This is a genomic window from Arcanobacterium urinimassiliense, from assembly GCF_900119495.1.
Taxonomy (GTDB): Bacteria; Actinomycetota; Actinomycetes; order Actinomycetales; family Actinomycetaceae; genus Arcanobacterium_A; species Arcanobacterium_A urinimassiliense.
In genome coordinates this window covers 406,653-431,326 of the sequence record NZ_LT632435.1, presented here as the reverse complement: position 1 = coordinate 431,326, position 24,674 = coordinate 406,653, and the positions used below count along the sequence as shown (strand labels likewise).

General features: G+C 51.2%; 22 protein-coding genes. 12 read left to right on the top strand and 10 right to left on the bottom strand.

Annotated features, from left to right (window positions below):
• Window positions 1-137: 137 nt before the first annotated feature.
• Window positions 138-1,160, bottom strand: coding sequence for a DUF4192 domain-containing protein (locus BQ7117_RS01975; RefSeq protein ID WP_038610815.1), 1,023 nt, complete (start codon window positions 1,158-1,160; stop codon window positions 138-140).
• Between BQ7117_RS01975 and BQ7117_RS07635 the strand changes: the two genes are divergently transcribed.
• Entirely contained in the window at window positions 1,149-1,334 is a 186-nt protein-coding gene (locus BQ7117_RS07635) for a hypothetical protein (protein ID WP_143273945.1), read from the top strand. The two genes, BQ7117_RS01975 and BQ7117_RS07635, sit on opposite strands and share 12 nt — an antisense overlap.
• On the opposite strand, the gene BQ7117_RS01970 is transcribed toward BQ7117_RS07635, so the two are convergent.
• The 5 genes from BQ7117_RS01970 to ychF all read right to left on the bottom strand — a co-directional run bounded on the left by BQ7117_RS01970 (window position 1,331) and on the right by ychF (window position 7,397).
• On the bottom strand, window positions 1,331-1,513 hold the full coding sequence (locus tag BQ7117_RS01970; protein WP_073995961.1) for a helix-turn-helix domain-containing protein: 183 nt from the start codon (window positions 1,511-1,513) through the stop codon (window positions 1,331-1,333). The two genes, BQ7117_RS07635 and BQ7117_RS01970, sit on opposite strands and share 4 nt — an antisense overlap.
• 92 nt (window positions 1,514-1,605) lie before the next feature.
• The gene (locus BQ7117_RS01965) at window positions 1,606-2,529 is read right to left on the bottom strand and encodes a restriction endonuclease subunit S (protein ID WP_051132165.1); all 924 of its coding nucleotides are present in this window, start codon (window positions 2,527-2,529) and stop codon (window positions 1,606-1,608) included.
• A 53-nt stretch (window positions 2,530-2,582) separates the two neighbouring features.
• Window positions 2,583-4,439, bottom strand: coding sequence for an HsdM family class I SAM-dependent methyltransferase (locus BQ7117_RS01960; protein WP_024058955.1), 1,857 nt, complete (start codon window positions 4,437-4,439; stop codon window positions 2,583-2,585).
• 349 nt (window positions 4,440-4,788) lie between these two features.
• Window positions 4,789-6,300, bottom strand: coding sequence for a recombinase family protein (locus BQ7117_RS01955; protein WP_058237073.1), 1,512 nt, complete (start codon window positions 6,298-6,300; stop codon window positions 4,789-4,791).
• A gap of 20 nt (window positions 6,301-6,320) precedes the next feature.
• A complete protein-coding gene (ychF, locus tag BQ7117_RS01950) occupies window positions 6,321-7,397 on the bottom strand; it encodes a redox-regulated ATPase YchF (protein WP_073995960.1) in 1,077 nt (358 codons plus the stop codon).
• A gap of 107 nt (window positions 7,398-7,504) precedes the next feature.
• On the opposite strand from ychF, the gene rmuC reads away from it, so the two are divergent.
• On the top strand, window positions 7,505-8,734 hold the full coding sequence (gene rmuC / locus BQ7117_RS01945) for a DNA recombination protein RmuC (RefSeq protein WP_073995959.1): 1,230 nt from the start codon (window positions 7,505-7,507) through the stop codon (window positions 8,732-8,734).
• Window positions 8,735-8,805: 71 nt separating this feature from the next.
• Here the strand turns inward: rmuC and BQ7117_RS01940 are convergent, their stop codons facing one another.
• Window positions 8,806-9,900: a 4-hydroxy-3-methylbut-2-enyl diphosphate reductase gene (locus BQ7117_RS01940; RefSeq protein WP_084789814.1), complete on the bottom strand. Its 1,095-nt coding sequence runs from the start codon at window positions 9,898-9,900 to the stop codon at window positions 8,806-8,808.
• A gap of 132 nt (window positions 9,901-10,032) precedes the next feature.
• Here BQ7117_RS01940 and xseA point away from each other — a divergent pair, with 132 nt between their 5' ends.
• Genes xseA through BQ7117_RS01925 form a run of 3 tightly spaced genes read left to right on the top strand, consistent with a single transcriptional unit; the run spans window position 10,033 to window position 12,574 of the window.
• A complete protein-coding gene (gene xseA, locus BQ7117_RS01935) occupies window positions 10,033-11,286 on the top strand; it encodes an exodeoxyribonuclease VII large subunit (protein ID WP_073995958.1) in 1,254 nt (417 codons plus the stop codon).
• A 2-nt stretch (window positions 11,287-11,288) separates the two neighbouring features.
• Window positions 11,289-11,669 (top strand): exodeoxyribonuclease VII small subunit, encoded by a 381-nt coding sequence (locus BQ7117_RS07535; protein ID WP_084789813.1) that lies wholly within the window; start codon window positions 11,289-11,291, stop codon window positions 11,667-11,669.
• Window positions 11,666-12,574 (top strand): carbohydrate kinase family protein, encoded by a 909-nt coding sequence (locus BQ7117_RS01925; protein ID WP_073995957.1) that lies wholly within the window; start codon window positions 11,666-11,668, stop codon window positions 12,572-12,574. The genes BQ7117_RS07535 and BQ7117_RS01925 overlap by 4 nt, the downstream gene beginning before the upstream one ends.
• Before the next feature lie 114 nt (window positions 12,575-12,688).
• On the opposite strand, the gene BQ7117_RS01920 is transcribed toward BQ7117_RS01925, so the two are convergent.
• Window positions 12,689-13,450 (bottom strand): isoprenyl transferase, encoded by a 762-nt coding sequence (locus BQ7117_RS01920; protein WP_073995956.1) that lies wholly within the window; start codon window positions 13,448-13,450, stop codon window positions 12,689-12,691.
• A 198-nt stretch (window positions 13,451-13,648) separates the two neighbouring features.
• Between BQ7117_RS01920 and trhA the strand changes: the two genes are divergently transcribed.
• Window positions 13,649-14,302, top strand: a complete 654-nt coding sequence (gene trhA, locus BQ7117_RS01915; protein WP_073995955.1) for a PAQR family membrane homeostasis protein TrhA — start codon at window positions 13,649-13,651, stop codon at window positions 14,300-14,302.
• A gap of 67 nt (window positions 14,303-14,369) precedes the next feature.
• Here the strand turns inward: trhA and mca are convergent, their stop codons facing one another.
• Complete coding sequence (mca, locus tag BQ7117_RS01910; protein WP_073995954.1) at window positions 14,370-15,251, bottom strand: mycothiol conjugate amidase Mca; 882 nt, start codon at window positions 15,249-15,251, stop codon at window positions 14,370-14,372.
• Window positions 15,252-15,686: 435 nt separating this feature from the next.
• On the opposite strand from mca, the gene greA reads away from it, so the two are divergent.
• The 3 genes from greA to BQ7117_RS01895 all read left to right on the top strand — a co-directional run bounded on the left by greA (window position 15,687) and on the right by BQ7117_RS01895 (window position 17,238).
• On the top strand, window positions 15,687-16,160 hold the full coding sequence (gene greA / locus BQ7117_RS01905; protein WP_073995953.1) for a transcription elongation factor GreA: 474 nt from the start codon (window positions 15,687-15,689) through the stop codon (window positions 16,158-16,160).
• Window positions 16,147-16,752 (top strand): peptide-methionine (S)-S-oxide reductase MsrA, encoded by a 606-nt coding sequence (gene msrA, locus BQ7117_RS01900; protein WP_202613015.1) that lies wholly within the window; start codon window positions 16,147-16,149, stop codon window positions 16,750-16,752. The genes greA and msrA overlap by 14 nt, the downstream gene beginning before the upstream one ends.
• Window positions 16,753-16,824: 72 nt before the next feature.
• Window positions 16,825-17,238: an FKBP-type peptidyl-prolyl cis-trans isomerase gene (locus tag BQ7117_RS01895; RefSeq protein ID WP_073995952.1), complete on the top strand. Its 414-nt coding sequence runs from the start codon at window positions 16,825-16,827 to the stop codon at window positions 17,236-17,238.
• 208 nt (window positions 17,239-17,446) lie between these two features.
• Here BQ7117_RS01895 and BQ7117_RS01890 read toward each other — a convergent pair whose 3' ends face one another.
• The gene (locus tag BQ7117_RS01890; protein ID WP_073995951.1) at window positions 17,447-18,313 is read right to left on the bottom strand and encodes a Bax inhibitor-1/YccA family protein; all 867 of its coding nucleotides are present in this window, start codon (window positions 18,311-18,313) and stop codon (window positions 17,447-17,449) included.
• Window positions 18,314-18,597: 284 nt separating this feature from the next.
• Between BQ7117_RS01890 and BQ7117_RS01885 the strand changes: the two genes are divergently transcribed.
• The 3 genes from BQ7117_RS01885 to BQ7117_RS01875 all read left to right on the top strand — a co-directional run bounded on the left by BQ7117_RS01885 (window position 18,598) and on the right by BQ7117_RS01875 (window position 24,640).
• Window positions 18,598-19,545, top strand: coding sequence for an ABC transporter ATP-binding protein (locus BQ7117_RS01885; RefSeq protein ID WP_073995950.1), 948 nt, complete (start codon window positions 18,598-18,600; stop codon window positions 19,543-19,545).
• A 2-nt stretch (window positions 19,546-19,547) separates the two neighbouring features.
• Window positions 19,548-20,312 (top strand): ABC transporter permease subunit, encoded by a 765-nt coding sequence (locus BQ7117_RS01880; RefSeq protein ID WP_073995949.1) that lies wholly within the window; start codon window positions 19,548-19,550, stop codon window positions 20,310-20,312.
• Window positions 20,313-20,713: 401 nt separating this feature from the next.
• Window positions 20,714-24,640: an LPXTG cell wall anchor domain-containing protein gene (locus BQ7117_RS01875; RefSeq protein WP_073995948.1), complete on the top strand. Its 3,927-nt coding sequence runs from the start codon at window positions 20,714-20,716 to the stop codon at window positions 24,638-24,640.
• The last annotated feature ends 34 nt before the right edge of the window (window positions 24,641-24,674 follow it).

Below are 24,674 nucleotides of genomic sequence, written 5' to 3'. Positions count from 1 at the left end.
GATGGTCAATCCGTCTGTTGGAGACAGCTCTGCTGTCTAGGGGGTTCTCCCCCGCCCCGCTAGGTGTGCATCTCTGCTGGCCACGGCCCCGCGAGAAAAAGAAACCCCGTTGCATCGCTGCAACGGGGTGTGTGGTGTTACTCGGTGAACAAGATCGTGCGGGTCTTCTCAGCGCCCTCGCGGACGAGTTCGACCATCCGCTCGCCCTGGCCAATGTCGGTCAGCTTGGCCACCAGAGACGGGAAATTCTCGTCTGGTCCGATCTCGGTGGCTCGCTGCGCAGCCACGCCAGCTAGTCCCGGCTGGCCTGTGGCGTGAGCGAGCACGGCAACAGTGGCCGTGAGCTGCGCCCGCATCCCCGGCCAGCTGGTCGGGACAGCGCGCATAACCTGCTCTATGAACGCAAGGCCAGCCTGCGGCTCATCGAGCAGCGCTGCGAGCAGCGTGTCTCGCAAGCGCGGCGTGGTGAAGCATTTCAGCGCAGACCGAACAGCACGAGTGCTCGGCTGGGTGATCCCTGCCGCCGCCTGCTCGTATTCACGCTGCAGCACGTCCGCGAACATGGGCGGGATATACGCCAGCGCGTCTTCGATGATGTCGGCGTGCTCGGCAGCGTCGATGCCGTGATCGGTGCTGTTCAACCGTGCCTCGATGTCGTCTTTGCTCGGCTCCGGCAGCTCGCCGGTGTGCTCTAGCATCTGCTGAAGCGCCGCTGATGCGGCGACCTCGCCGACAACGCCGTGGCGCGGCTCGTCGATGAGCGGATGCTGGTACACAGACCACCACGCGGCCCCGGTGACGATTTCGGGCACCTGCACCACCCCGAGCAGCGGCGGTAGGTGCACTGCCCCGCTGGTGAGGTACGTGGCCGTCTCGTCGAAGACCGGTTGCGCAATGTCATCGCTGATCATGTACGCGATAACTGCGTCGAGTTCGAGGTGGTGGACCCACGCTGCGAACCGCTCGCGGCTCTCGTTGAGCTTCTCCACGGCCTCGTCCAGGTCGAACCGTGCGACCGGGCCGAGGCGGACGGTGTCGACGCCCTCGTCGTCGACGAAGAACGCGAGGATCAGCGAGTTGTTCGGGTAGAACCCGAGGATGCCGGGGAGGTTCGCAAGGATCTCGCCGTGAGATGCAAGCGTGTGGGAATGAGTGGACATGGCAGTGCTCCTTTGCACGAATACGGGGTGTACGTGGGCAATCCCGTATTCGGCCCGGCTCTGCCGGTCGCAGGCGTATCCCAGCAGTACAGTGCCTTTGTGCGCCGGGCGTCGCTAGCGCAGCCTGGTGCCTTCTCGCCGGGTGCGAGCGCTAGCGACGCAGCCTGTGCTTAGGCGTCGGCTTCGATGCGCTTGAGAGCGCGATAGATCGTCGGCCGCGAGACGTTGAATGTCCTGGCTACTGCACTGACGGACTTGCCGCCCTCAATAAGCTCCTTGGCGATCTGGGCTTGTTTTTGGTCGAGCTTCGGTTTGGGGCCGGCGACCCTGCCCTGGGCGCGGGCGTGCGCCACGCCCTCACGGGTGCGCTGGACAAGAAGGTCACGCTGAGTGTCGAGCTACTGTCTCTGCTTGGAGGTTGGAACGTAGGCGTAACCGATGAGCGTTAGACACCCACCTCACCAGTGATCGCGGCAGAAAACGGTAATCCTTGCATAAAGCCTTCCATGTAATCCCAGTCAGGCTTCCCGGTTGGTGCAGCTGGCAACCGAAGTGTCATCTTCCTCATTCGAGCCAAATTCCACTTATACCCATACGTGAATCGGTCCTTCTCGTGACGAATCATGGTTGAGATGAACAGCATTGCCCAGTAGGACACTTCTTGTTTAGGGATTAACACCTGAATGTCGTCTGAGGCGAAGTACGGTTGATCCTGGTAGAAGGAATAACCAACCGATCCGTTGTAGGGAACTGTGATGGTCCCTGCGGGGAAGAGTGGTTCAAGCGCGCTCCAATCGGTAATCCCATTGTTACTGTCCGAAGCACCTATGAAACGTGTTGTTCCCGGTTGCCTATTTGCTTTGGTGACTCGCTTACCCTTCTTGATCTCAAATAGCTGTTCTATCGGGAAATCGCACCAGCCACTGGGGTCGGTCAAAGCCACGGGATCGCCTGTAGCTGCCCGAAGCCCCTCATGAGTCGGAACCTCACTAATTTCGACCCAATCGGGTATCTCGGTGGGAACCTCAATAGTCGCTAGAGTGCGGTTTGCTTCCCTTCCGAAAGCGCTATAACGAAAGGCGTTCTTGCGAATACACATCGCGTAGAAGAGACGCTCGTTGAGACTCATGGTGTCTCGCTTTGGACGAAGGACTGCCACGTTCTGAGCTGTATAGAACGGGCGCTGCTGAACATAGGAAGACAGCAGTCGCGACCCTCCGAGGGCAACTGTGATTAAACCTGTGGGATAAGGGGTCAGGTCAGGTAGTGCCTCGACGTACCCGGAGACACCTGATTTTCCGTTCAGGCCACCCACTCGTCCTACAAATGCGATGCCTGTCCGTGGATCGGTTGGTGTCATCTTGTTCATGTCGAGTTTGTTTCCGTACTCAACATGAAATAGGTCACCTAAAGGTTGGCGAGTCACGCGTCCCCGCCTTCTTCGATATCGACCCCGCGCAAGGTGAACAGTGCGTAGTCGAGAAGGACCTTCTCGAAGTCCGACTGGGTAAGAGTCGAGTAGTCCGTTTCCATGTAAGCTTCCGCGACCCATTCATCCTCGGCATCCACCTTTTGCATGACAGATTCACCAGGCTTGACTTCTCGATTACGGAACATCTCAACCCAGTGGTCGCGTATCTCTGGCCAGGTTCCATTTCGATCGACGCGGCCGAGATTCTTAATTTTGACGAACCCGTCTTCGCGCCAATAACCAAACCAGCTTTTCCGGTCAGATCTTTCATGTGGAATGTGTGCAGTAAACACCATCACACAAGTGACGACACCAACCGGGTAAAAGACTTCCGGTGGCATTGACATGACTGCTTCCAGTGTGTGGTTCTTCAGGAGGCTGCGCTTGCGGATGCTAGGCGCAGTTGCGCACGAGATAGGGACAATGGCAATACCGATCGCCCCGGGAGTGAGACAATCAAGCATGTGTTCCACGAATCGCAGCTCGTGCAGGTCTTCCTTAGTTTTGGCGTAAGGCGGGTTAATCAAACCAACTGTCGCTTTGTGGGACTTGACGCCTTTGGTGATGGCGGTGTCAAAACAAGACCCTTGGTAGAGGTTGGCCTTCCCGTCACCGCGCAGGATCATGTTTGAAGCCGCTAGGGCGTACATGCTCGGGTTTTGTTCGACGCCGATCAGTTGGTTTTTCTTGATCGACTCAATCTCGTCTTGCGTGATCGCAGTACGGACCATCTGGTTCATTGCCGAGATTAGGAAGCCTCCAGTACCAGCGCAGGTGTCAAGCACGATGCTGTCCTTATCGACGTTGGCAAGCAGGCTAAACAGCTCAGTGATGTGCTTCGGCGTGAGTACAATCCCCAACCCTTTGCCGTCACCGCCTGTGTACTTCAGGAACTCACCGTAGAAAGCTCCCACAACGTCGAAGTCGTGATAAACGGTGATAAAGGGCAGCACCTTCTCCGCAAGCAGGGTCACGATTTCGTGTAACAAGCCCTGCGGATAGGCTTTGGTAGCTTTACCCAGCTCTGGGTGCACTTGGATGCCAGTAAACGGCTGGGTCATGTTCGTTATCTTGGCGAACGGGATTTGCGCAGACCCGATGACTTTCTGGATCGTTTGCATCCAGAAGTCGGGCAAGTCTTTCGCACCATATGCTTCGTAGGTCTTTGCAAAGACAGGGTCGTTGAGCGCGATTAGGCTACCCGCGACGGCGAGAGGCTTCTCTTTCTCTTCTAGCTCCGCTTCATCCCTCATGAAAGCGTGCATTTCCTGAGAGAACGAAATGAGGTCTTTTGTTCGCTTTGCCTGAACAGAAGGATCGAACGATGCGGCGGTAATGAGGTCATCAAGGCTGACAAGTTCGGTAATCGCTGCACCGCTCGGGGCCTTAAGCGGGCGTGCTTCCTTCTCTCCTTTGGTGGTGACAAAGAAGGACCATTCACTATGTGCAGGCGTGCCCGAGACTGCAATCGAGATCACGGTGTATTTGTGTGTCAGAAAACTTGCGTAGTGCAGAACACCGTCAACCGCGAAGTCTTTAGGGCGATCACGATTTTCCGACTCGTGCCAACGTGTCTCTGCCTTGCACTCGATAACCACGATCATGTCGGGGGTGTCGGGGGCAGTGATGATGAACTCCGGGAAACCACCACCGCCGCCGCCAGTTTTCGACGCCTTCGACAAAGACTTGCGAACCAGCTCAATGGCGGATTGCTGCTTCTCAACGATGATCTTCTCTGCATCCTCGTAATATCCGAGGTTGCGGAGCTTTTCATCGACTAAGTCTTCTGTAATCCGCTCGTTTGCCATGCGGGCACTCCCTATCCAAGTCTGGCCGATCCTCCACATCTCGCCCCTGAGATGTAACGATGTACACATGGCAGGATGCGAAGCCGCCCGGGATCGTTGCGTGAAACGCGGCGTGTAACAAAAACGCAAATTACCGCTACCGTACAACCCGGGTTCTTGCTTTCGGCGCTCGACATGCGGGGTGGAAACAGTCGTGTAATACTTTCCCCGAACGCCACGGTTGAGCAGTGTCACCCCCGATACACGAAGGCAGATCTCCCCCGAACTGCCGGCTCCGTGGCGTTCCTTCGTAGGAGCGTCGCGCGTCGCAGCACATGCGCGCGATTGTTGACGTGTCACACACTGCAACCTAGTTCCACACGATCTGGACTGATTCGGGGTTAAAGGTCTTGCTTCCGCGCACGCCACGGCGCAGGCGCACCTGGCACAGGGTGTTGATGACACGGCGCTGCACGGCAAGCTCTGCGTTGTCGAAGGCGTCCACGGGCGAGGCGTAGCCGGTTGTGTCGAGCAGCGCCGATGCGCCAGCAAGGCGGGCACGGCGCGTTTCGAGTTTCTCGATCTGCGGCTCATAACGGTTTCGCGCGCGCTTGAGGTCACGGGCCTCGATAAGCTCCTCGTCGTAGTCAGCCTGGACGCGGGCGAGCTTTGCGCGAAGCTCAGCGAGTTCGTCGTCGATGGCGTCGACCTCGTCGTCATCCGCAGTCGGCAACAGGTCTGCTAGGTCGTCACGACCAAGGCGGGCGCGGATCACGGCGAGCACAAAATCATCGACGCTATGCGTGCGCACTAAGCCACAGGCGGCGCAGCGGTAGCGGTCGGCATGCGTGCGCACGGGATTGCCACACTCGTCGCAGACATACAGACCCGAGCCAAGATGGCGGCGAGTATTACGCCGCTCCTTGTTGGTCAGCCGGTCGGGATCATCGAGCACGTTCTGCACGCGCCACCACAGATCGGGTGTGACGATCGGCTCCCACTGCCCTTTCACCGGCTCGCCGGTATCGGGGTCGCGGACGATATGCGTGACACGGCGGTATTTGTTCTTCACGCCTTTGCGCTTGGCCTTCTTATAAGTGGAGTAACCCGCATACACGGGGTTGCGCAGGATCGAGTGCAACGACGTGTAGGCCCACGGCTGCGCGTCGGGAACCGGCTTTTCTTCCTGGCCTTCAGCGCGGCGTCGAGCGTTGCGCTCTGTGACCACGGTGTACATATGGCGCGGCGTGGTCGGGATATCCGGCAAGCCCGGTTGATCGACCCCAGATAAGGCGCGCGCAATGTCGCGCATGGAGTTGCCCCTCTCGACAGCGCGGAACATACCGAGCACGGCGGCGGCTTCGGATGGAATGATCTCGCCGGTGGAGGTGTAGCCGATAGGGCGCACACCGCCGGAGTACCAGCGGCCCTGCTCGGCGCGTTGCTGTTGCGCACGAGACTGGCGCATGCTCTTTCGCTCGATCTCGCCGCGTGCCACGGCTGCTTTGATGCGCGCGTACATTCTGCCGCCGTCGGTGGCAAGGTCAGCATCACCGTTCGCAGTGACGAGTTTCAGCCCCTGCTCCTCTGCCCTGTCGATCCACTCTTCGAGCTGCCAGGGCTGCCGTGTGAGGCGGTCGAGGTCCCAGCAAATGATCGCGTCGATCTCGCCGCGCTCAAAGGACGCCACCATCGCGTCGTAGTCGGGGCGGTCCACGTCCTTCTTCGACGCGGAGATCGACTGATCGACGTAGGTATGCACGACGTCCCAGCCGCGTTGCTCGGCAAGGGCTTCGCAGTCCTGGCGCTGCCGGTCGATGGCGAGGCCGTCCATGGCAGCATCGAGCGAGATACGGAGGTAAATAGCAGCACGTGTTGTCATGCCGCTAACACTAGCGCGCCTCAGGTTACATTGAAACGAAACTCCACTACGTCGCCGTCTTGCATTACGTAGTCTTTACCTTCCATCCGGATTTTTCCGTGTGCCCGGCATTCATTGAGGGAGCCGTAGGAGATTAAATCGGTATAAGAAACTACTTCTGCCTTGATGAAGCCCCGCTCAAAATCAGTGTGAATTACTCCCGCAGCCTGCGGAGCCGTCCAACCTTTATGAATAGTCCAAGCGCGAGATTCCTTTTCGCCGGCCGTCAAGAAGGTTTGTAATCCCAAGGTGTGGAAGCCTACCCGCGCCAATTTATCTAATCCGGATTCGCTTTGCCCAGATTCTTCGAGCATTTCACGCGCTTCGTCTTCTTCCAATTCCACCAGTTCGGCCTCGAACTGTGCATCTAAGAAAATTGCTTCCGCCGGCGCCACCAACGCGCGCAATTCTGCCTGCAAATCACTATCTGCCAAACCGGCATCGTCCATATTAAATACGTAAATAATCGGCTTCGCCGTCATCAGCTGGAAAGTGGCCAAGATATCTGGGTCGAGCTCTTCTCCTCGCACGGGGCGCCCGGCCGCGAGAATATCTAAAGCCGCCCGCGCCGTTTCTACCACTTCCGGAGCTATCTTTTTCCCGGTACGCTCTTTTTCTAACCGGGGGAGCTGCTTTTCCAGAGTTTGAATATCGGCGAGAATCAACTCCGTCAAAATAGTATCGATATCTGATTCCGGATCTACTTTTCCATCCACATGGGTGACGTCGGGATCTTGGAAAGCGCGGGTGACGAGGCATATCGCATTTGCTTCGCGGATATTAGCCAAGAATTGATTTCCGAGCCCTTCCCCTTCCGAAGCTCCCCGCACAATCCCCGCGATATCTACGAAAGACACCGTAGCCGGCACTACTTTCTGGGAGGAAAATAGCTCCGCCAGTTTTGCCAGGCGCGCATCGGGCAAAGGCACGATTCCGATATTCGGCTCGATAGTGGCAAAAGGATAATTTGCCGCCAATACCGTAGCACGCGTAAGAGCATTAAAAAGAGTCGATTTTCCTACATTCGGGAGTCCCGCAATACCTATTGTTAAAGCCACATAGGTATTCTAGTGCCCGCAAGCAGTTTTCCGAAATGGAGGCGGCAGCGCAAACTGGTGCAAACTGATGCAAAAAATTTTTCGGAGCTGCTCTCTACGATAGAAATATGCAAATAAGTATTGGTTTCCTTGGATTTGTATTAATTTTTGCCCTCCTCTGCGGCGTAACGCTCGGATTCTTAGGCGGAAAGCTCCATACTGCACAGGCAAATGCACATTTACAGCGGCAGCTGCAAGCCAGCCAGCAAGAGCAAATTCGCCTCAGCGGAAAACTCGAGCAGTTAGAAATAGAAAAACGCAGTTTAGAAGCCCGCACTAAAGCTGATATCGGGGTAGTCCAACGCTTAGAGCCAATTTACGAGCAATTGCGGGAAGTTAGCCAGCGGGTACATAGCCTAAATGAATACACTGCTGCCCAAGATGCAAAAGTGTTGAAGCAGCTCGAACTAAGCGCTCAGACAAATAACGAAATTTTTCGTACAGCTAATGCCTTGCGGGGTGCTCTACAGTCTAATTCTGCGCGCGGCAATTGGGGAGAAATACAACTACGCCGTATTATCGAAGCGGCCGGAATGTTAGAACACGTAGATTTTGCAGTTCAAAAGAGTAGTGGTAATTTCACCTCTCCCGGTCAAGCCGGAAAATCAGAAAAAACTAATTCGAAACAGCGCCCCGATGTGCTGGTACACCTACCGGGAAATGTGCACCTACCTATAGATGCAAAAGTCCCACTCACTTCCTATCTCCAAGCACAAGCCCTGCCGGAGATAGGCACCGAAGCGCAAAAAAATGAACTTCTAGCAAAGCACGTCAAGGCTTTACGTGGCCACATCAACGAACTAAAAAAGCGAAATTATCCAGGTGATTTTCCAGATTCACCGCAAATCACGGTACTTTTTCTTCCTTCCGAAGCTCTGCTATCGCAGGCAGTTATGGCAGACGCTACCCTCCTAGAAGATGCTATGCGCGCCGGAGTATTGCTCACTTCTCCAAGTTCATTACTAGCTTTACTAAAAGCAGTAGCTTCGGTGTGGAGCACGGCAGCGATCAATGCGGAAGCAAAAGAAATTGTAGAACTAGGGCGTACCTTGGTAGAGCGTTTGGCAAAGATGGTGGAATATCTACAGAAGCTGGGATACCACCTGGGTAATTCGGTAGAGCTATATAATAATGCAGTAGCTTCTTTAGAATCGCGAGTGCTAGTGACGGCACGTAAATTTTCTGCCCTCGGAGATTCCACCGCAAAACTACCCGATTATCTACCGCCAATTGCCAGCGAGAAATCGCAAACTCGCCTAATCAATACCGATAATTTTTTACCTCCGGAATCACAGTGAATATCTCTGTAATCCCTACCCCGTAATCCCTACCCCGTAATCCCTACCCCGTAATCCTTAATCTATAATCTCTACAGCGGCGCATTGCGCGCATTAGATATTTCCACTCCCTTGGCGCGCGGGCGATGTGGTTTATCTACTTGCACTCCGGCGCGTTGTAAATCTGCCCGTAAATTTTTCGGCAAAGAAAAACGTACATCTTCCTGCACCGTCTTTATATTCTCTATGGCACTATAGCCGAGTTCTTGCAGGTGCTCTAGCACTTCACGCACGAGTATCTCTGGTACGGAAGCTCCCGAGGTGACTCCTACTGCTTGCACTCCCGCGAACCACTCCGCTTGTAATTCGTCTGCTTTATCCACTCGGTAGGCGCGCTTAGCTCCAGCTTCTAAAGCAACTTCCCGCAGCCGCACTGAATTAGAGGAATTGGCGGAACCGACTACTATCACTACTTCCGATTTGGCGGCTAGCTCTTTTACCGCTCCCTGCCGGTTTTGCGTAGCGTAGCAAATATCTCCGGAAGGTGGATCAATCAGATTCGGAAACTTTTTCCGCAATAGCTCCACTATCTTCATGGTTTCATCTACCGAAAGCGTAGTCTGCGATATCCAAACCACTCGGTTTTCATCACGTACCTGCACTTTATCTACATCTGCTGGGCCATTTACCACTTGAATATGTTCAGGAGCTTCCCCCTGAGTACCTTCTACTTCTTCGTGGCCTTCGTGCCCAATGAGAAGAATATCGTAATCAGAATCAGCAAAACGAATAGCTTGCTTATGTACTTTAGTCACTAATGGGCAAGTGGCATCGATGGTGAATAAGTTACGCGCTTCCGCCTGTTTATGTACCAGCGGAGCCACTCCGTGGGCAGAAAAAACTACTCGAGCCCCTTCGGGGACTTCATCTGTTTCATTTACAAAAATTGCTCCGCGGCGGGAGAGGGTTTCTACCACGAATTTATTATGTACAATCTCTTTGCGCACATAGATAGGGGCTCCGTAGAGTTCCAGAGCTTTTTCTACGGCGTCTACTGCTCTATCCACTCCCGCACAGTAACCGCGCGGAGTGGCGAGAAGTATTTTCTTTTCCTGCGCTGAACCAGCAGAAGGCACCTCCGCGGGAAAAGCGGAAGCTCCCGCTAAAGAAATCTCTTCTGCACTCATAGTTTATTGCCCTCTCTTTATTTTCAAATATCTACCTCTAGCCTACTATTGCCGGAGTGTTTCCTGTATTTCTCTTCTTGATTGCCGCCTAAGAAGAAGATTACTGCCTTATTTTAAGGTAAAAATAGAAGGGTGAATACTTCTGTACCGGTTCCAGCTGGGTTACCACCTCTCGCTATGCAAACCACCGCCGAGCACCCGTGGCCTTTGCGTCTGCTTTCAGCAAAAATTCACGAATATATTGCGCGGATGCCGGGCTGCTGGGTAGAGGGAGAAATTGTAGAATTCACCCCGCGCCCAGGTGCTAAAGTACAATTTTTTAAACTAGCTGATTTACAGGAAAAAGCTTCGATACCGGTGAAAATCTTTAGCTCCGGGCTACCGAAAGATATCACAGCGGGGGCGCGGGTAGTGGTATTAGCGAAGCCGGACTACTGGGAAGTAAATGGATCTTTTGCACTTTTCGCCCGGGAAGTGCGCCCGGTCGGTTTAGGCGATCTCTTGGCGCGTATCGCCGAACTGAAACAACGCCTCGCCGCCGAAGGCCTCTTCGCACCAGAACGAAAACTGCCGCTCCCTTTTCTCCCGCGCCGCATCGGATTAATCTGCGGAAGAAACGCCAAAGCAAAACACGATGTATTGGTGAATGCCACCGCCCGTTGGCCATCTGCCCAATTCGTAATTAGAGAAGTGGCGGTGCAAGGAAAATCTTGCGCTGCGGAAGTCACTGCGGCATTGCAGGAACTCGATGCGCAGGAAGAAGTAGAGGTAATAATCATTACGCGCGGCGGCGGATCGGTGGAAGATTTATTGCCTTTTTCCGAAGAAATGCTGGTGCGCGCCGCCACCCAAGCCCACACTCCAATAATTTCTGCTATTGGCCACGAAACCGATAATCCGCTCCTAGATTATGTGGCAGATGTACGAGCATCCACTCCTACCGATGCAGCGCGGCGCGTAGTGCCAGATGTAACGGAAGAAACCGAAAAAATACAGACGGCACTCGCGGCAGGCCGGCAGCTTATGGAAAACCAGCTCGCCCGAGCGGAAAATGAACAGCTGCTGCTGCGTAGCCATCCCATACTGCAAGATCCGCTCCAGACTTTATTGGTTCCGCGTGCCGAGCATTTAGAAAATTTACTATTTCGTATTCGCACTAGCTGCGAACACATATTGACTAAAGAAAATGCCCAGATTGGGGCCGAATTAGCAAAACTGCGGACTTTGTCCCCAAGTTCTACATTAAAACGCGGCTACAGTATTCTACAGAAAGATAGTGGAGAAATTTTATGCCGCCAGGCTGAAGCAATACCAGATATGCATATTGCTGCCCTTCTCTATGATGGGAAGATTTCCCTATCCGTACTAGCAGATGAAGAGAGTTAAAAATGGAAACTACTCCTGGAGATAATTCTCCTTCTAAAGCAGCGCCAGCGGCTGGAGAAACTAAATCAGCAGCGGCAGCTAAATCTGCAAAAACAACTAAATCGGCGGGGGCGGCTAAATCAGCGCGTACCCAAGCTCTAGAATCCCAGATAGCGCAGCTGAGCTACGAAGAAGCGCGCGATAAATTAGCGGAAATAGTGCGGAGTTTGGAGGCGGGAAATATCTCTTTAGAAGATTCGCTCCAACTCTGGGAATTGGGAGAAGCGCTCGGGAAGCGCTGCCAAGAATGGTTAGATAGTGCCCGCGCTCGGCTCGAAGCAGCGCGCGCCGAAGCGGAAGAAAACCTAGACGGGGTAGCGACCCCAGACGGAGCAGCAGAATGACTTTTCTCGTCATTGGAGAAGATCCGCCGCAGCTTTTTACAGCTGAGACTTGGGAAAAATCTGCTCCACTTACCGGCGGGACTTCACTAAACATAGCTACGGGCTTAGCGCGCCTCGGGCGGGCAGTTTCTCTACTGCTCCCAGCTTTAGAAAATACGGAGTTAAATACCCAGATTCTTCAATATTGCCAGGAAAATGCGATAAAGATTTACAATCCATCCACGGCGCGGGCGGATATTCCCACCGCGGCCCCACTTCTCGTGCATATCGAATCGAGCGAAGCAAATTCTTATTGCGAAAATGCTCCTGCGTCAGTCAATGCTCCTGCGTCAAGCAAAAATATCTCCACCCCGAGCGCAGAGTGGATAAAGCTGTATCACCCCTATGCCACTATTTCTTATAATTTAAATCTGCCAACGGATACGGAAAAGAATTCCACGCAACTACGCGCTCAATTCGAATCTTATTTACCTTTTATCGACGTATTAAAAGCGCAGGCAAAAGATTTAGCTATTCTCTACCCGGAAAATAACCTCGAAAAAATAGCCCAGCGAATTTTGGCAAAAGGAGTCGCTTTAGCGCTTATCTCCCAGCAAGAATCCGGATTGCAGCTTTACACTTCCCGCCACCAAATCACTATTCCGAGCGCCGAAGTGCGGATAGCTGATTCAAGCGGAGCTGAAGATTCGCTAATGGCGGCATTTATTGATGGTTTAGCGCGGCTCAGCGTGCTCGGAAGAGAAGAAATAAACGGTATTCGCAATCTTTCCAAGGCGGCATTAGTATCCTTGGGTTCTTACGGAGCTACCGCCGCCGGAATTTCTCTCAGTCAGCACGGAGAGCATCTACCTACGCGAAAAGAAATTTCCGCTAAATCAGAAGATTACTCCGTAGGCGCGCTATAGATTCACTACAAATTCACTACAAATTCACTGTAGATTCACGGTAGGCACAAAGTTAGAAATTCACAGTAAGCACGTAGCAAGCCTCATATACCGTTACTTCCCACATAGCTAATTTCATACGCCCATACGGCGTTCGCGCGCCGAAAAATCGCGCAAAGCCCGCAAGAAATCTGTGCGCCGAAAATCTGGCCAGAAAGTTTCGCAAAAATAGAACTCCGTGTGCACCGTCTGCCAGAGCAAAAATCCACTTAATCTTTGCTCTCCCGAAGTACGAATAATTAAATCCGGATCTGGCTGCCCGCGCGTATACATATGCTCGGTAATATCACTTACGGTAATCGAATGCGCTACTTCACCCAGTTCTTTACCTTGCGCGGCCTGCTCCGAAAGATATCTGCGCACCGCATTGGTGATTTCTTGCCGTCCTCCGTAGCCGATAGCCACATTTACCTGCATTTTCCCGCCACTAGAAGTAGAGGCGACAGCCTTTTTTATACGCGCCGCGATGGCCGGTGGCAATAGATCTAAATCTCCAAGTACTCGCAACTCCCACCGCTGAGATTTCGCCATATCCTCTATCAAATCAGCGATAATATCGAGTAACTCCGCTAGCTCAGCTTCTGCTCGTTTCAAATTATCAGTAGAGAGCATCCAAAGAGTCACCAGTTTAATATGCGCTTCTTCGCACCACTCCAGCACTTCCGTCACGTGATAGGCGCCCTTGCGATGCCCACTCGAAGCAGTCATACCGAGAGAATTTGCCCACCGGCGATTTCCATCTAAAATAATTCCCACGTGCTGCGGGATATTAGTTTCATCAATCTGCTGGATAAGGCTGCGCTCATAGAGAGAGTACACAAAATTAGGAATCCACATCTTGTTTACCCCTCTCATTCCAGCGCCAAATAAGTATGCTTCACTCTATCTTTTATTTTAAAACGATAGCTACGAAACAGGTAATTTTTGCTTCCTATTTTCTCTATTATTTACCCCCGCAGCTCCGGTTTACCGCATAAAAAGAGGAGCGTATTCTAGAGGCTGAGGCAGATACTAGGCACACAACAGAGGAAAAAGATGTCACGCACTCCTGACGAAGCAAAACCTAAAGCTCGCGGCTGGATTCATCTATGCGCTACCCCTTTAGCGCTCGCTAATTCGATATTGCTCTTTATTTTCGCCGCCGGCACCGCCCCGCATGTAGCTATAGCTATCTACGGTCTAGCTGGGTTAATACTATTTGGCTGCTCCGCTACTTACCATCTCGGCAATTGGAGTCCCAAAGTATGGGGAATTTTCCGCCGCCTCGACCACTCCAATATATTTTTATTAATCGCCGGCACCTATACACCGCTATCGGTGCTGCTACTTACCCCCGCGCGCGCTCGGCTAGTATTGAGCATCGTCTGGATAGGAGCCATAGTAGGGATGTCTATGCGCGTACTGTGGATGAATGCACCACGCGCCCTCTACGTATCTCTCTATATCGCTCTCGGCTGGGTAGCAATCTGGTTTTTACCGGATTTTTGGAGAAACGGCCACCCCGCCGTAGTTTGGTTACTTTTTGCCGGTGGTTTAGCCTATACAATTGGAGCGCTCTGCTATGCATTCCGCTGGCCGAACCCCTGGCCAAAGTATTTTGGATTCCACGAATTTTTCCATCTCGGCACGGTAGCTGGCTATGCTTGCCACGCTGTAGCCATCTGGTTAGCCCTCTGCGCTATCCAATGACGGGAAGTGCACCAGCACCCAGTAGAAGAGAATCTCCGCTGCGGTAATTTAGCTTTGCCGCGGTAAATTAGCTTTCGATTCCTGGTATACGGGCAAAGAGGTCACTCTCCATTTTCTCCGGCATTCCTACCTGCGAAAAAGCAAGGTAGAACTCTTCCCATGGCCAAATTTCTGCCTCGATATCGCGCGGCACTGCAAAAAAAGTACTATCGGGAGAAATCTGCGTCTGGTGCGCACGTAACGCCGCATCGCGCTGCGGAAAAAACTCAGCTACGTCGATACGCGCACTGGCAGGGAGCTCTTCCGGCCGCTGTTCATGCGAATGCCGCGTAAACCAAACTTCTAAAGGGCTCTCTTTCCCCCGCGCCAGCAACCCTTCGTGTAGGGTGCGCATACGGCGCCGCGAAAGCGAAATATCGTAATAAACTTTTGTAATCTGCCACGGCTCTCCCAGTTCGGGAGCGTAATTCGCATCAGCTGCCGCTCGATAGGCACCCACGGATACTTCATGAGCTCGAATATGATCTGGATGCGGATATCCACCACTTTCGTCGTAGCAAATAAGCACCTGTGGGCGAAATTCTCTGATTTCTGCCGTTAGACGCCGTATTGGTTCATCTAGCGGAATCGCTGCAAAAGAACCCTCCGGCACCGGAGGCAAAGGATCACCCGTAGGTAATCCCGAATCAATAAACCCGAGCCAAGTGTGCTCTACCCCCAAAGCAGCCGCTGCCGCCGCCATTTCCGCGCGGCGTACCCCCACTAAATCCTGCTCCAGTTCCGGCGTAATTTTTAGATACGGGTTGAGAATATCTCCCCGCTCTCCACCCGTACAGGTCACAATACGCACGCGCCCCTGCTGGGCGTATTTTGCCGCCGTCCCCGCTCCTTTAGACGCTTCGTCGTCGGGATGAGCATGTACAGCGAGCAGGCGTTTTTCCGTAACCAATTATTCTCCTCAGCTTATCTATCTTTCACAAATTTCTGCTTTTCTCCTCTGAAACTCTATCCACCCTGCCGATTCTTCGCAATTTTCTCCTCTCAAGCTGCTTTAGGTGAACGGCCAAGAAGCGAACGTCATGAACGCTCCCAAAGCGAATACCTAAAAAGTAAATACTCAAAAATGCAAACACCCGAAAAATAACGAGCACCCAAAATATAACGCCCGCCCGAAAAATAATGAGCGCAAGAAATACAAACTGCCCCGAAATACAAATGACTAGAAATGCAGAATGAGGAAATAGATAAGTAGAAAAACTTTTTTTAACGTTCTATTATTGAGTATTCGTAAGCACACAGGCGGCAGGGCAGAAATAACTGCTCTGAAAAATGGATTCCCGCGGAATAAAGCAGAATATGGCCGGCGGAGTAAGAGGAGAAAGCGATGGCAGATACAACTTGGCTCTCACAGAGTACTTTCGACCGCTTAAACGCAGAGTTGGAGCGCCTAAAGACCACCGGACGCACTGAGATTGCGGCCCGTATTGAGGCGGCGCGTTCCGAAGGAGATTTACGCGAAAACGGCGGCTATCATGCAGCTCGCGAGGAACAGTCGAAGATGGAAGGGCGGATTCAGGAACTCACCTATCTGCTAGAGCACGCCGAAGTAGGGGAAGCTCCCACCTCGGCGGAAGTGGTGGCGCCCGGTTTAATTATCACCGCTGTGGTGAACGGAAAAGAGAAAAAGTTTTTGCTGGGATCGCGGGAAGCGGCCGCTGATTTGGATATCCCCGTCTATCCGGAATCTGCTCCTTTAGGGGCTTCGATTATGGGATTAAAAGTAGGAGATAAAGCCGCTTACACCGCTCCGAACGGAAAAGAATTCCAGGTAGAAGTACAAAAAATTGAATCTTTCTAGCTCGGATAACTTGGCTAGCGCAAATATCTCGGCTAGCTCAGATAGCTTAAATAACTCGGATAACTCAGCTAACTCGGCAACTATTTATCTAGCGGCCGGCTGCTTCTGGGGTGTAGAAGAAATTTATCAATACACTCCCGGCATACTAGATACGAGTGTGGGCTATATGGGAGGCACTTTTCCCCACCCCAGTTATGAAGATGTTTGCAGCGGAACTACGGGGCATGCGGAGACGGTTTGCGTCACTTTCGATACAGAAAGTATTAGCGCAGCAAAAATTCTCCAAATATTTTGGGAGTGCCACGATCCCACTTCTCGCGATCGGCAAGGTAACGACCGCGGAAGCCAGTATCGTTCCCTAATTTTCTATACTTCGGCATCCCAAGAAAAACTCGCCAAAGAGATGCGCCAAATCTACCAGCAGCAATTATTACGATCTGGCAGAGGAGAAATAGTCACCGATATTCTACCGGCGGCAACTTATAAGTATTATTTAGCCGAAGAATATCATCAGAACTATCTGCAAAAGCACCCTCAGGGCTATCGCTGCCACAGCCGCACTGGCGTAGCTTGCCCACTGCCGAATCTCTAAATAGCTTCCCCCCTGCCGAATCTCTAAATAGCGTAGAATAAAGGTGCATTATCTAATAAGAAAGGCATACGAATGGACGTCGTACTACCGAAAATTTCCGGATCTTTTGGCGAGGTACCCGAAATTACTTTTCCAGATTCTCCCGCTCCTAAAGGGCTACGGGTGCAGATTCTAGAAGAAGGTAATGGCACAGTAGTGCAGCCGGGGCAGGAAATAGAAGTAAATTATCACGGCCAAATTTGGGGCGGCGATATATTTGATTCTTCTTATTTCCGGGCTGAACCAGCTCGTTTCCCGATTGGCGTGGGAATGGTAATCCAAGGCTGGGATCAAGCTCTCGTAGGTAAGCAGGTAGGAAGCCGCGTGCTTATTTCGGTACCTCCTGTAAAAGGCTACGGGGAACGGGGAAATCCGCGCGCCGGTATTTCCGGAGAAGATACCCTCGTATTCGTGGTAGATATTCTCGGAGCTTACCGCAAGAATTAAAGCACATTTAGCTATTTACAGCGCTAAATACCGCAAAATTTAATTCACCTATAACTTATAAATCCGCCCAGCGAAATAACTTTCGTTGGGCGGATTTAAGTTTCACCTAAAGGATGCAAAGCGCGCTATACCGGCTTTCCAAATTGCCAGCTTTTCTAGTAATCGCCAAGCTTTTAGCGATTACCAGACTTCCGAGCGCTATTACTTCCTAGCGATTATCTGCCAGTATCGCTATGATGCGGAGCACCTCTAAGTAGATCCAGAAAATAGTCATCACAATGCCGATGGCGCAAGTCCAAGCAAACTCCCGCGGAGCTCCATTTTGCACCGCCACCTGCACTGCTTCAAAATCGGCAATCAGCATATAGGCCGCCACCAGTATCATGAGTATCCCCAGCCCCACTCCGAGTGGCATACCTAAGAAAGTGATATCCGTGCGGATATTAAAATTCGTAAACATCATGAGCAGCATATTTAGGAAACTAAAGATAATTCCACCGATTGCAGCTATAAGCACGAATTTTAGACCGCGCGCAGTTGTGCGCACTTTGCCACTGTAGTGAAGTGCTAAGGTCACCCCCACTATTACGGTGGTGGCGAGAATAGTCTGAATAGCGATACCGGGAATATAGAGTTCCAGAAAACCGGTAAGCGCTCCTAAAGTCACCCCTTCTAAAACGGCATAGGCTATGGCTAAGCCACGCGGCACAATACGCTTAAAAGCAATTACCATCCCGACCACGAAGGCGACGAGGGAACAAATCATTGCCAAAGAAGTTAAAGCAGCCGGCGGGAATAGCACTACGGCTGCCACTCCGGAGATTATCGCCGTCGCCAATAAAATTGCCGTTTTATTCATCGCATCGCGATAGCTCATCGACTCGGCGGTACTAAAAGGCGCGGCCGTACCGGCATATGCCGCATCCGCTTGATTCTGATAGCTCGGGGCAGCGTAGGGCGAATAATCGTTATCGTAACTGGTTTCCCCTACATTGCCGCGGTTTACCGGTGGCGTATTTACTCGCCCCGGCGCAGCCTTGAAATAAGGATTACGTTCCATTACCGGGTTACTCATGACTGCCTCCTCAGGTAGTGAATCCTCGGTTTTCTATATTTATCCTACTGGAGAGCTCCGAGAAATAAATAGTTGAAAAATACTCCTAAAGCGAACATTTCCGTAACCATACCGGCATAACTTTGCCCGCATATCCCACATAACTATGCCTACATAACTATGCCTACATAACTATGCTCACATAACTATGCCCACATAACTGTGCTCACATAACTATGCCCACATAGAAACGCATTGGCAATAATGCTATTTTGATAAGGAAATACCTACCGAGGAGGTAGCTGGTGATTACGGTAGAAAACCTGACGAAAAAATATGGACGAAAGACGGCGGTTTCCGATCTTTCTTTTCAAGTGCAACCCGGCAGAGTTACTGGGTTCTTAGGGCCAAACGGCTCAGGAAAATCGACTACGATGCGCTGCATGCTGGGAATTGATATCCCCAACGCCGGGCGCACCACTTTTGACGGAGTGGAATATCAAAAATTACCCTCACCACTCACGAAAGTCGGAGCTCTATTAGACGGAAAGGCTTTTCACGGTGGTCGCACAGCTCGGCAGCATCTGCTCACAGTGGCTGCTACCCACGGTTTTAGCCGTGAGCGCGTAGAAGAAGTACTGCGACTAACTGGAATTGAAAATGTGGCGAAGAAACAGGTAAAAACTTTTTCACTCGGAATGTGCCAACGGCTCGGTGTAGCTACCGCATTACTCGGCAATCCGGAAGTTCTTATCCTCGATGAGCCAGTCAATGGCTTAGATCCAGACGGGGTGCGTTGGATACGCCAATTAGTGCGCACTTATGCCCAAGAAGGGCGGAGCGTACTGATTTCTTCCCACTTGATGAGCGAAATGGCGATTACTGCCGACGACCTAATCATCATTGGGAAAGGTAAATTATTAGCTTCCGGCCCCGTCACGCAATTTACTCAATCGGCTTCTCACTCCAAGGCACTAATAGTAGGAGCGGATAACGAGCAAATTTATCAGGTGCTCACTGCGGCTGGCTATTCGGCAGAAAAGCGACCCGCTGATTCAGCACGCCCCCGGGGTTATATTGAAGTACCTGGCGTCAGCTGCGCTTCAATAGGAAATTTGTTGTATACCCGAAACTGCGAAATTCACGAGCTACAAGATATTCACTCTTCTTTGGAAGACGTCTTTATGGAGATGACGGCCGGAGAATTTGAATACACTTCTAGGCGGCAGCACGGAGAGAAGAAGGAACAATAATCATGGAAAATACCGCATCGACGAACTATAAAGTTTCTTTTTCGCGCTCTTACCGGGCAGAACTCTACCGCCTCACCACTACGAAATTTACGATTATCACTTCCCTAGTACTGGTGATACTTTTTTCCGCATTGATGGCATTAGCCGCGTTCCAAAGCAATATTCCTATGCCTTTTGCCGGAGTAACTATCCCTTGGAAACTACCGTCATTACTGCTGCTCATTATTGGCATAGGCGCAGTGACGAGTGAATATAGCCAAAACACTATGCGCACTTCAATCTTAGCTGACCCACGGCGCGGACGAATTTTCAGCGTCAAACTGTTGGCCTTACTCAGCTATAGCGCTTTAGTCGCGATTTTACTGCTGGCCATCGGAGTAGCACTGCTGGCATTATCTGGAAATACCACCGATAATCTCGACTCCAATACTTTGATTATCTATCTACGCACGATTCTAATGCTATTAGGGTCGGCTGCTTTGGGGCTCGGAATTGGCTATACGCTGCGTTCTACCGCTGGTTCCATCACTCTCGGATTTGTAATCACGGAGTTGCTCGGGCTAATCACCCTCATACCTAAGCCGTTTTTCCAAGAGACGCTTCCTCCTTTCATCTTTGGAAATTTAGGAAATAACGTCACCTCTTCGTTAACTATTCTGGGCTTAGAAAACCATTTCGATCCCTGGCAGGCCTTGGGGATTTTCTGGATCTACCCCTTGATATTCTTGGTCTTAGGAGTTCTGCGCTTTACCCGCACAGATATCTAAAGAAATACTCCGATACTAAATACCTACACCGAGGGCGGAAAACTGGTTTTTCCGCCCTCGCTATTTTTCGCGCGCTATTCTTCCCACGCTATTTTTTACCAAGATTTTTCCCGCTCGTTTGTGTCGTCACACTCGTTTGCACCCGCCGCCTACGGTGCCCCCGCCACGTACGGTGCCCCGCCCTGTTCGCTTAGCCCATCACGCGCAATGCACCCACCCTGTTTCAGATTGTCCACAGTCCTCCTCTGCAGAAGAAGCATGCACATATTAAATCTCTTCCGATACAAAAAGGGCGATATTGCGCAAACTGAAGAAAACACTGCTTCAAGAAGTGCTGCCGTGCCGTGCAAGTGCGAAAGAGCAGTTCTAAAGCACAAATTAGGATATCTGAGGAGAATAATATGCAAGACGGCATCCGAAATAATCGGAATAAAATTACCGCCAGCGGCGGAATAGTGCTTTTGCTGCTCGGGCTGTTTCTGCTTCCCCTAGGGGCGCGCGGAGAAGTAGGAGGCGGCGGTTCGGTAGGAGGGAGCAGCGGCGAGAGCGCGAATCATTTTTGGCTCTACACCTACGACAATCCCGATAATCCCCAGCAGGGCTGGGACGGCGCTTCGATAAATCATTTCCTCAGTAAAAATCCGGGCGCCCACAATAGTATTTTTCGAAATAAAGCCACTCGCGTATGTAATACTGCTTTAGCGGAAGCCCGCCAGCGTACCGGCACTCAGCACGCGCGAGTGGTGCAGCTCGGAGTGGCAATGGTAGATGATCCGCAGTACCCGTACGCAGCTGGTGCCACGAGCGAATTTTGGCAGAAAAATTATGCGTATTACTGGCCGAGTGCTATAAATTCACTAGTTGGATACCGAGCAAATACTGCTTATCAGCCATATATTCAAAAAATTCACGACGAATTTATCTCTCATATCCGGCCGAACGCCGATATTGTGTGCGTAGCTCTCGCCGAGAATGAACCACCTCGTAATTATCAGCTGGAAATTTCCACTAAGGCACAAGCAGGAGCAGTGCAAGTAGGGGGTAAAGAAAGCGTATCTGACGCAATTACTGCCTATGCCGATACCACTATCTCCGAAGAAGTCACTGGAAAAATTCTCTTAAATTGGGATTCCTATCCTGCGCAAGGGACTGCGCAAAAACAAGCCCAGAAAGGCTTTACTATCGCCAATAAGGCCACTAAGGAATCTCCCGAATTTACTCCTGCTGATTTCGGTTGGGAAATTTGGCCGGCCGGCCGCTATTGGTTTGATGTACAGATTCCTCAGCAAGGGCATATGGCAAAAGCGGTAGATACTGCTGATCGAAATGCGCATGAAACGTGGAATTTGCCAGCTCCAGCGCCACAAAAGGAACTACGCAGTGCAGATGGGAAAGCGAGCGATTTCCAAGTAGCAGCCAATATGAGCTATCAAGCTCGAATCACCGGCATGGGAATGGGAGATACTACTACGTTAATTTTGCGCGATGAAATTCTCGCCGAGGGAATCACTATTGGCACTCCCCAAGTGGTGGATCAGAACGGGAAAGCCGTGCCGGCAGAGATAAAGAAAGAAGCAAAATCGGTAGTAGCTACTATTCATCCGCAGCAGGTAGGAAATTACACCTTGATTGTGCCGCAGCAAGCTGGCGCCTCTGCTCACGATTATTCAATTCCCGATCAGGGCAGTGCCTGTTGGGATAAAGAGATGACTCTTTGCCAAAGCACCGAGATAAAAGAGACGAAAAAAGTGACGCCGCAACCCGATAAAGCTTGGGTACTGGATATAAATGGAGCTCTGCAGAGCTATGATCCAGAATGGAGTAATGCTAAAGGCGCCGATAGAAAACTCTTTCTGCACGGAGACAGCGTAGGAGCGGTGGTAAACGGAAAAATTCGGAAAAATTTAGCTTCGCCACTCACTTCTTATTCGCTAGTAGATGATTGGCGAGAAGCAGCACGTTTTGTGGATTTCACCGATACTTCGCAAGCCCGCGTTTTCTATGGAAATGAAGATGTGACGGCAGAATTTTCTATTCAAACCGCCCAAAACATCACTACGGCACAAGCTTTGCCAGCCTTTTTAGCACGCACTGCCCACAACGAAGCCGATGTGCCGATGAAACTCTATATCGCCGGAAAGTTTCGCCCGCTCGGGCCGGATACCGACACCAATAATCAAGTGATTACCTTGCATAACGGCGGCTGGGAAATGTGGAATTCCGAAAAAATTCCCACTAATAATCCTCCCGTATTTATCTGGAACGGGAAAGATAAAAAAGATGTGCTCGCTGCTGCATCGCAGGGAGGAGATCAATCTTCGATTGCCGGGCAAGCCGTATTCCCGGGGCAAATATTGGAGTACTTAGTGGATGTGGATCTGCAGTGGCCCGCAGAAGCAGGGGAGAGTGCCTACGCATTAGAGAAATTCGCAGTGCGCGATACCTACGATAAACACTTTCAATTAGAAAAAGAATCTATTGAGTTTTACGATACGCGCACCAATAAAGCTATTCCCCGCTCTGCGTACGAACTAACTTTTAACGATGAACGCAGCGAATTCACCGCAACTTTTACTGAAGCGTGGATTAAAGATAATTTACTTAACTTAAAGAAAGCGGGGGCGCTGCTGCTGCGCTTCACGGGAAAAACTACTCTCGACGTCACTCCGGGAAGTCAAGTAGCCAACCAAGCCTTTATTAAAATCAATAATCAGGTGCGCAGCACCGATATCCCGCGCGTGTATATCCCACTGGTAGAGCCGAATAAAGAAGATTTGAATACCCAGTTAGCCGATATAGACGGGAAAGTACTGGTACAAGGAGATACGATTCTCTACCGTCTCCGCCTCGATGCTCGGCCGTCGCGCGCAGAGATTGCTTATGACATACATAAATTAGGAATGATTGACGATTTTGACGAAGATTATCTCACGCTTGATGCAAAGCAAATAAGCGTGGTCAATAAAGCAACGGGCGCAACCGTGACGGAGAAATTTACTATACAGATAAAAGACGGAAAGGCGTATATTTTTGCCAAAACCGTGGCTCATAAGAATAACGCCGGAGAAACTATTGCCGCAGAAGATTCAAATCTCGACTTAGCTACCTATGCCCAGCGCCCTATTGATCCTTTGGCGAGTTCCATAATTGACCAAGAGCTACTCGGGCAAGAGTATTTTATATATATTCCTGCGCAGGTAAAGAAAGCAAAATCGGGGTATACGATTAAGAACAGCGCGCAACAAAATATCGAGAATATGCAAATTAGTACTCCGGTAGTGGCTAATCCGCTGCAAGAAATTAATCCGCAAAAAGATGTGAATATCGAAATTGGCGGAAAAAGCCTAGCCGATGGAGAAATAGAAATAGGAAAACTGTTTAACTACCGTTTAAGTTCTGCTATTTTGCCAGCGGAGCGCGGATATGCCGCCGAATCTTGGAATATACACGATGACTATGCAGAGCAAGCTGACCACTTCAACGGCACTTGGGTGATGGTGGCGGCACGCGATTTATATGCCGGCGAAAAGCGCCTAGCACAGAGCGGCGAAATTATTGCTCAGCAGAAAATTGGCACCGAATGCCAAAGTTTATCTGGCTATGCCTGCTTCTTAGAGGTAGAAGATAAAGACGGAGTAATTGAGGCACATGCGACGGCAGATTATTTAGAGTTGGTCAATAGCCGACTCGATTTGGAGCAAGGCTTCGATTTGTATCTGCAAATGGAGCGGATACGCCCGGGACAGTATGAAAATACTTTCCAAGAAATCTATAACGGTGTGCCGCGGCAATCTAATACCGTGCGCACTACTACTCCCGAAAAATTAGAGATTTCTGTAGAAAAATACGATACCGAGAGCGGTTTGGCACAAGGGGATCGAGATAGCGCGAGCGCCGCTTTAGAGATTCCCGCAGCGAAAGCAAAAACGCCGGTACCGTTATCGTTCCAGCTCACCAATACGGGGAATGTTGATCTGCAAAATATCACCGTCACTGATCGCACCTTGGAGGGCAGTGGAGAAGTAGAAAAAATTAGCTGCCCACGCCGCACGCTGGATGTAGGAGAAAGCATTATCTGCCAAGGAGAATTGCGCGGATTAGAAGCTGGAAATAAGCATCACGACCGCGCAAAAGCACAAGGCGAAAGCCCCTATAGTGGAAAGGTAGTGACTGCGGAAGATGATTGGCATGCTCGCATTGCGGCGGATAACAGAGAAATGCTGGAAAAGACGGGTATAAAAATTGGCGGTATGCTGCTGGGAGCAGTAGGAACGGCCGGAGGCGGAATTTTCATTCGCCGAAAAATTCGCAAAGCAAAAGAGCTTTAAAAGAGCTTTAGCGCACGGAAAAGGCTTGGATTAG

Coding starts and splice junctions, on each gene's coding strand:
- BQ7117_RS07635 (WP_143273945.1), top strand. CDS start 1,149: ATGAGTGGACATGGCAGTGCTCCTTTGCACGAATACGGGGTGTACGTG.
- BQ7117_RS01975 (WP_038610815.1), bottom strand. CDS start 1,160: ATGTCCACTCATTCCCACACGCTTGCATCTCACGGCGAGATCCTTGCG.
- BQ7117_RS01965 (WP_051132165.1), bottom strand. CDS start 2,529: ATGAACAAGATGACACCAACCGATCCACGGACAGGCATCGCATTTGTA.
- BQ7117_RS01960 (WP_024058955.1), bottom strand. CDS start 4,439: ATGGCAAACGAGCGGATTACAGAAGACTTAGTCGATGAAAAGCTCCGC.
- BQ7117_RS01955 (WP_058237073.1), bottom strand. CDS start 6,300: ATGACAACACGTGCTGCTATTTACCTCCGTATCTCGCTCGATGCTGCC.
- rmuC (WP_073995959.1), top strand. CDS start 7,505: ATGCAAATAAGTATTGGTTTCCTTGGATTTGTATTAATTTTTGCCCTC.
- BQ7117_RS01940 (WP_084789814.1), bottom strand. CDS start 9,900: ATGAGTGCAGAAGAGATTTCTTTAGCGGGAGCTTCCGCTTTTCCCGCG.
- BQ7117_RS07535 (WP_084789813.1), top strand. CDS start 11,289: ATGGAAACTACTCCTGGAGATAATTCTCCTTCTAAAGCAGCGCCAGCG.
- BQ7117_RS01925 (WP_073995957.1), top strand. CDS start 11,666: ATGACTTTTCTCGTCATTGGAGAAGATCCGCCGCAGCTTTTTACAGCT.
- BQ7117_RS01920 (WP_073995956.1), bottom strand. CDS start 13,450: ATGTGGATTCCTAATTTTGTGTACTCTCTCTATGAGCGCAGCCTTATC.
- trhA (WP_073995955.1), top strand. CDS start 13,649: ATGTCACGCACTCCTGACGAAGCAAAACCTAAAGCTCGCGGCTGGATT.
- greA (WP_073995953.1), top strand. CDS start 15,687: ATGGCAGATACAACTTGGCTCTCACAGAGTACTTTCGACCGCTTAAAC.
- BQ7117_RS01895 (WP_073995952.1), top strand. CDS start 16,825: ATGGACGTCGTACTACCGAAAATTTCCGGATCTTTTGGCGAGGTACCC.
- BQ7117_RS01890 (WP_073995951.1), bottom strand. CDS start 18,313: ATGAGTAACCCGGTAATGGAACGTAATCCTTATTTCAAGGCTGCGCCG.
- BQ7117_RS01880 (WP_073995949.1), top strand. CDS start 19,548: ATGGAAAATACCGCATCGACGAACTATAAAGTTTCTTTTTCGCGCTCT.
- BQ7117_RS01875 (WP_073995948.1), top strand. CDS start 20,714: ATGCAAGACGGCATCCGAAATAATCGGAATAAAATTACCGCCAGCGGC.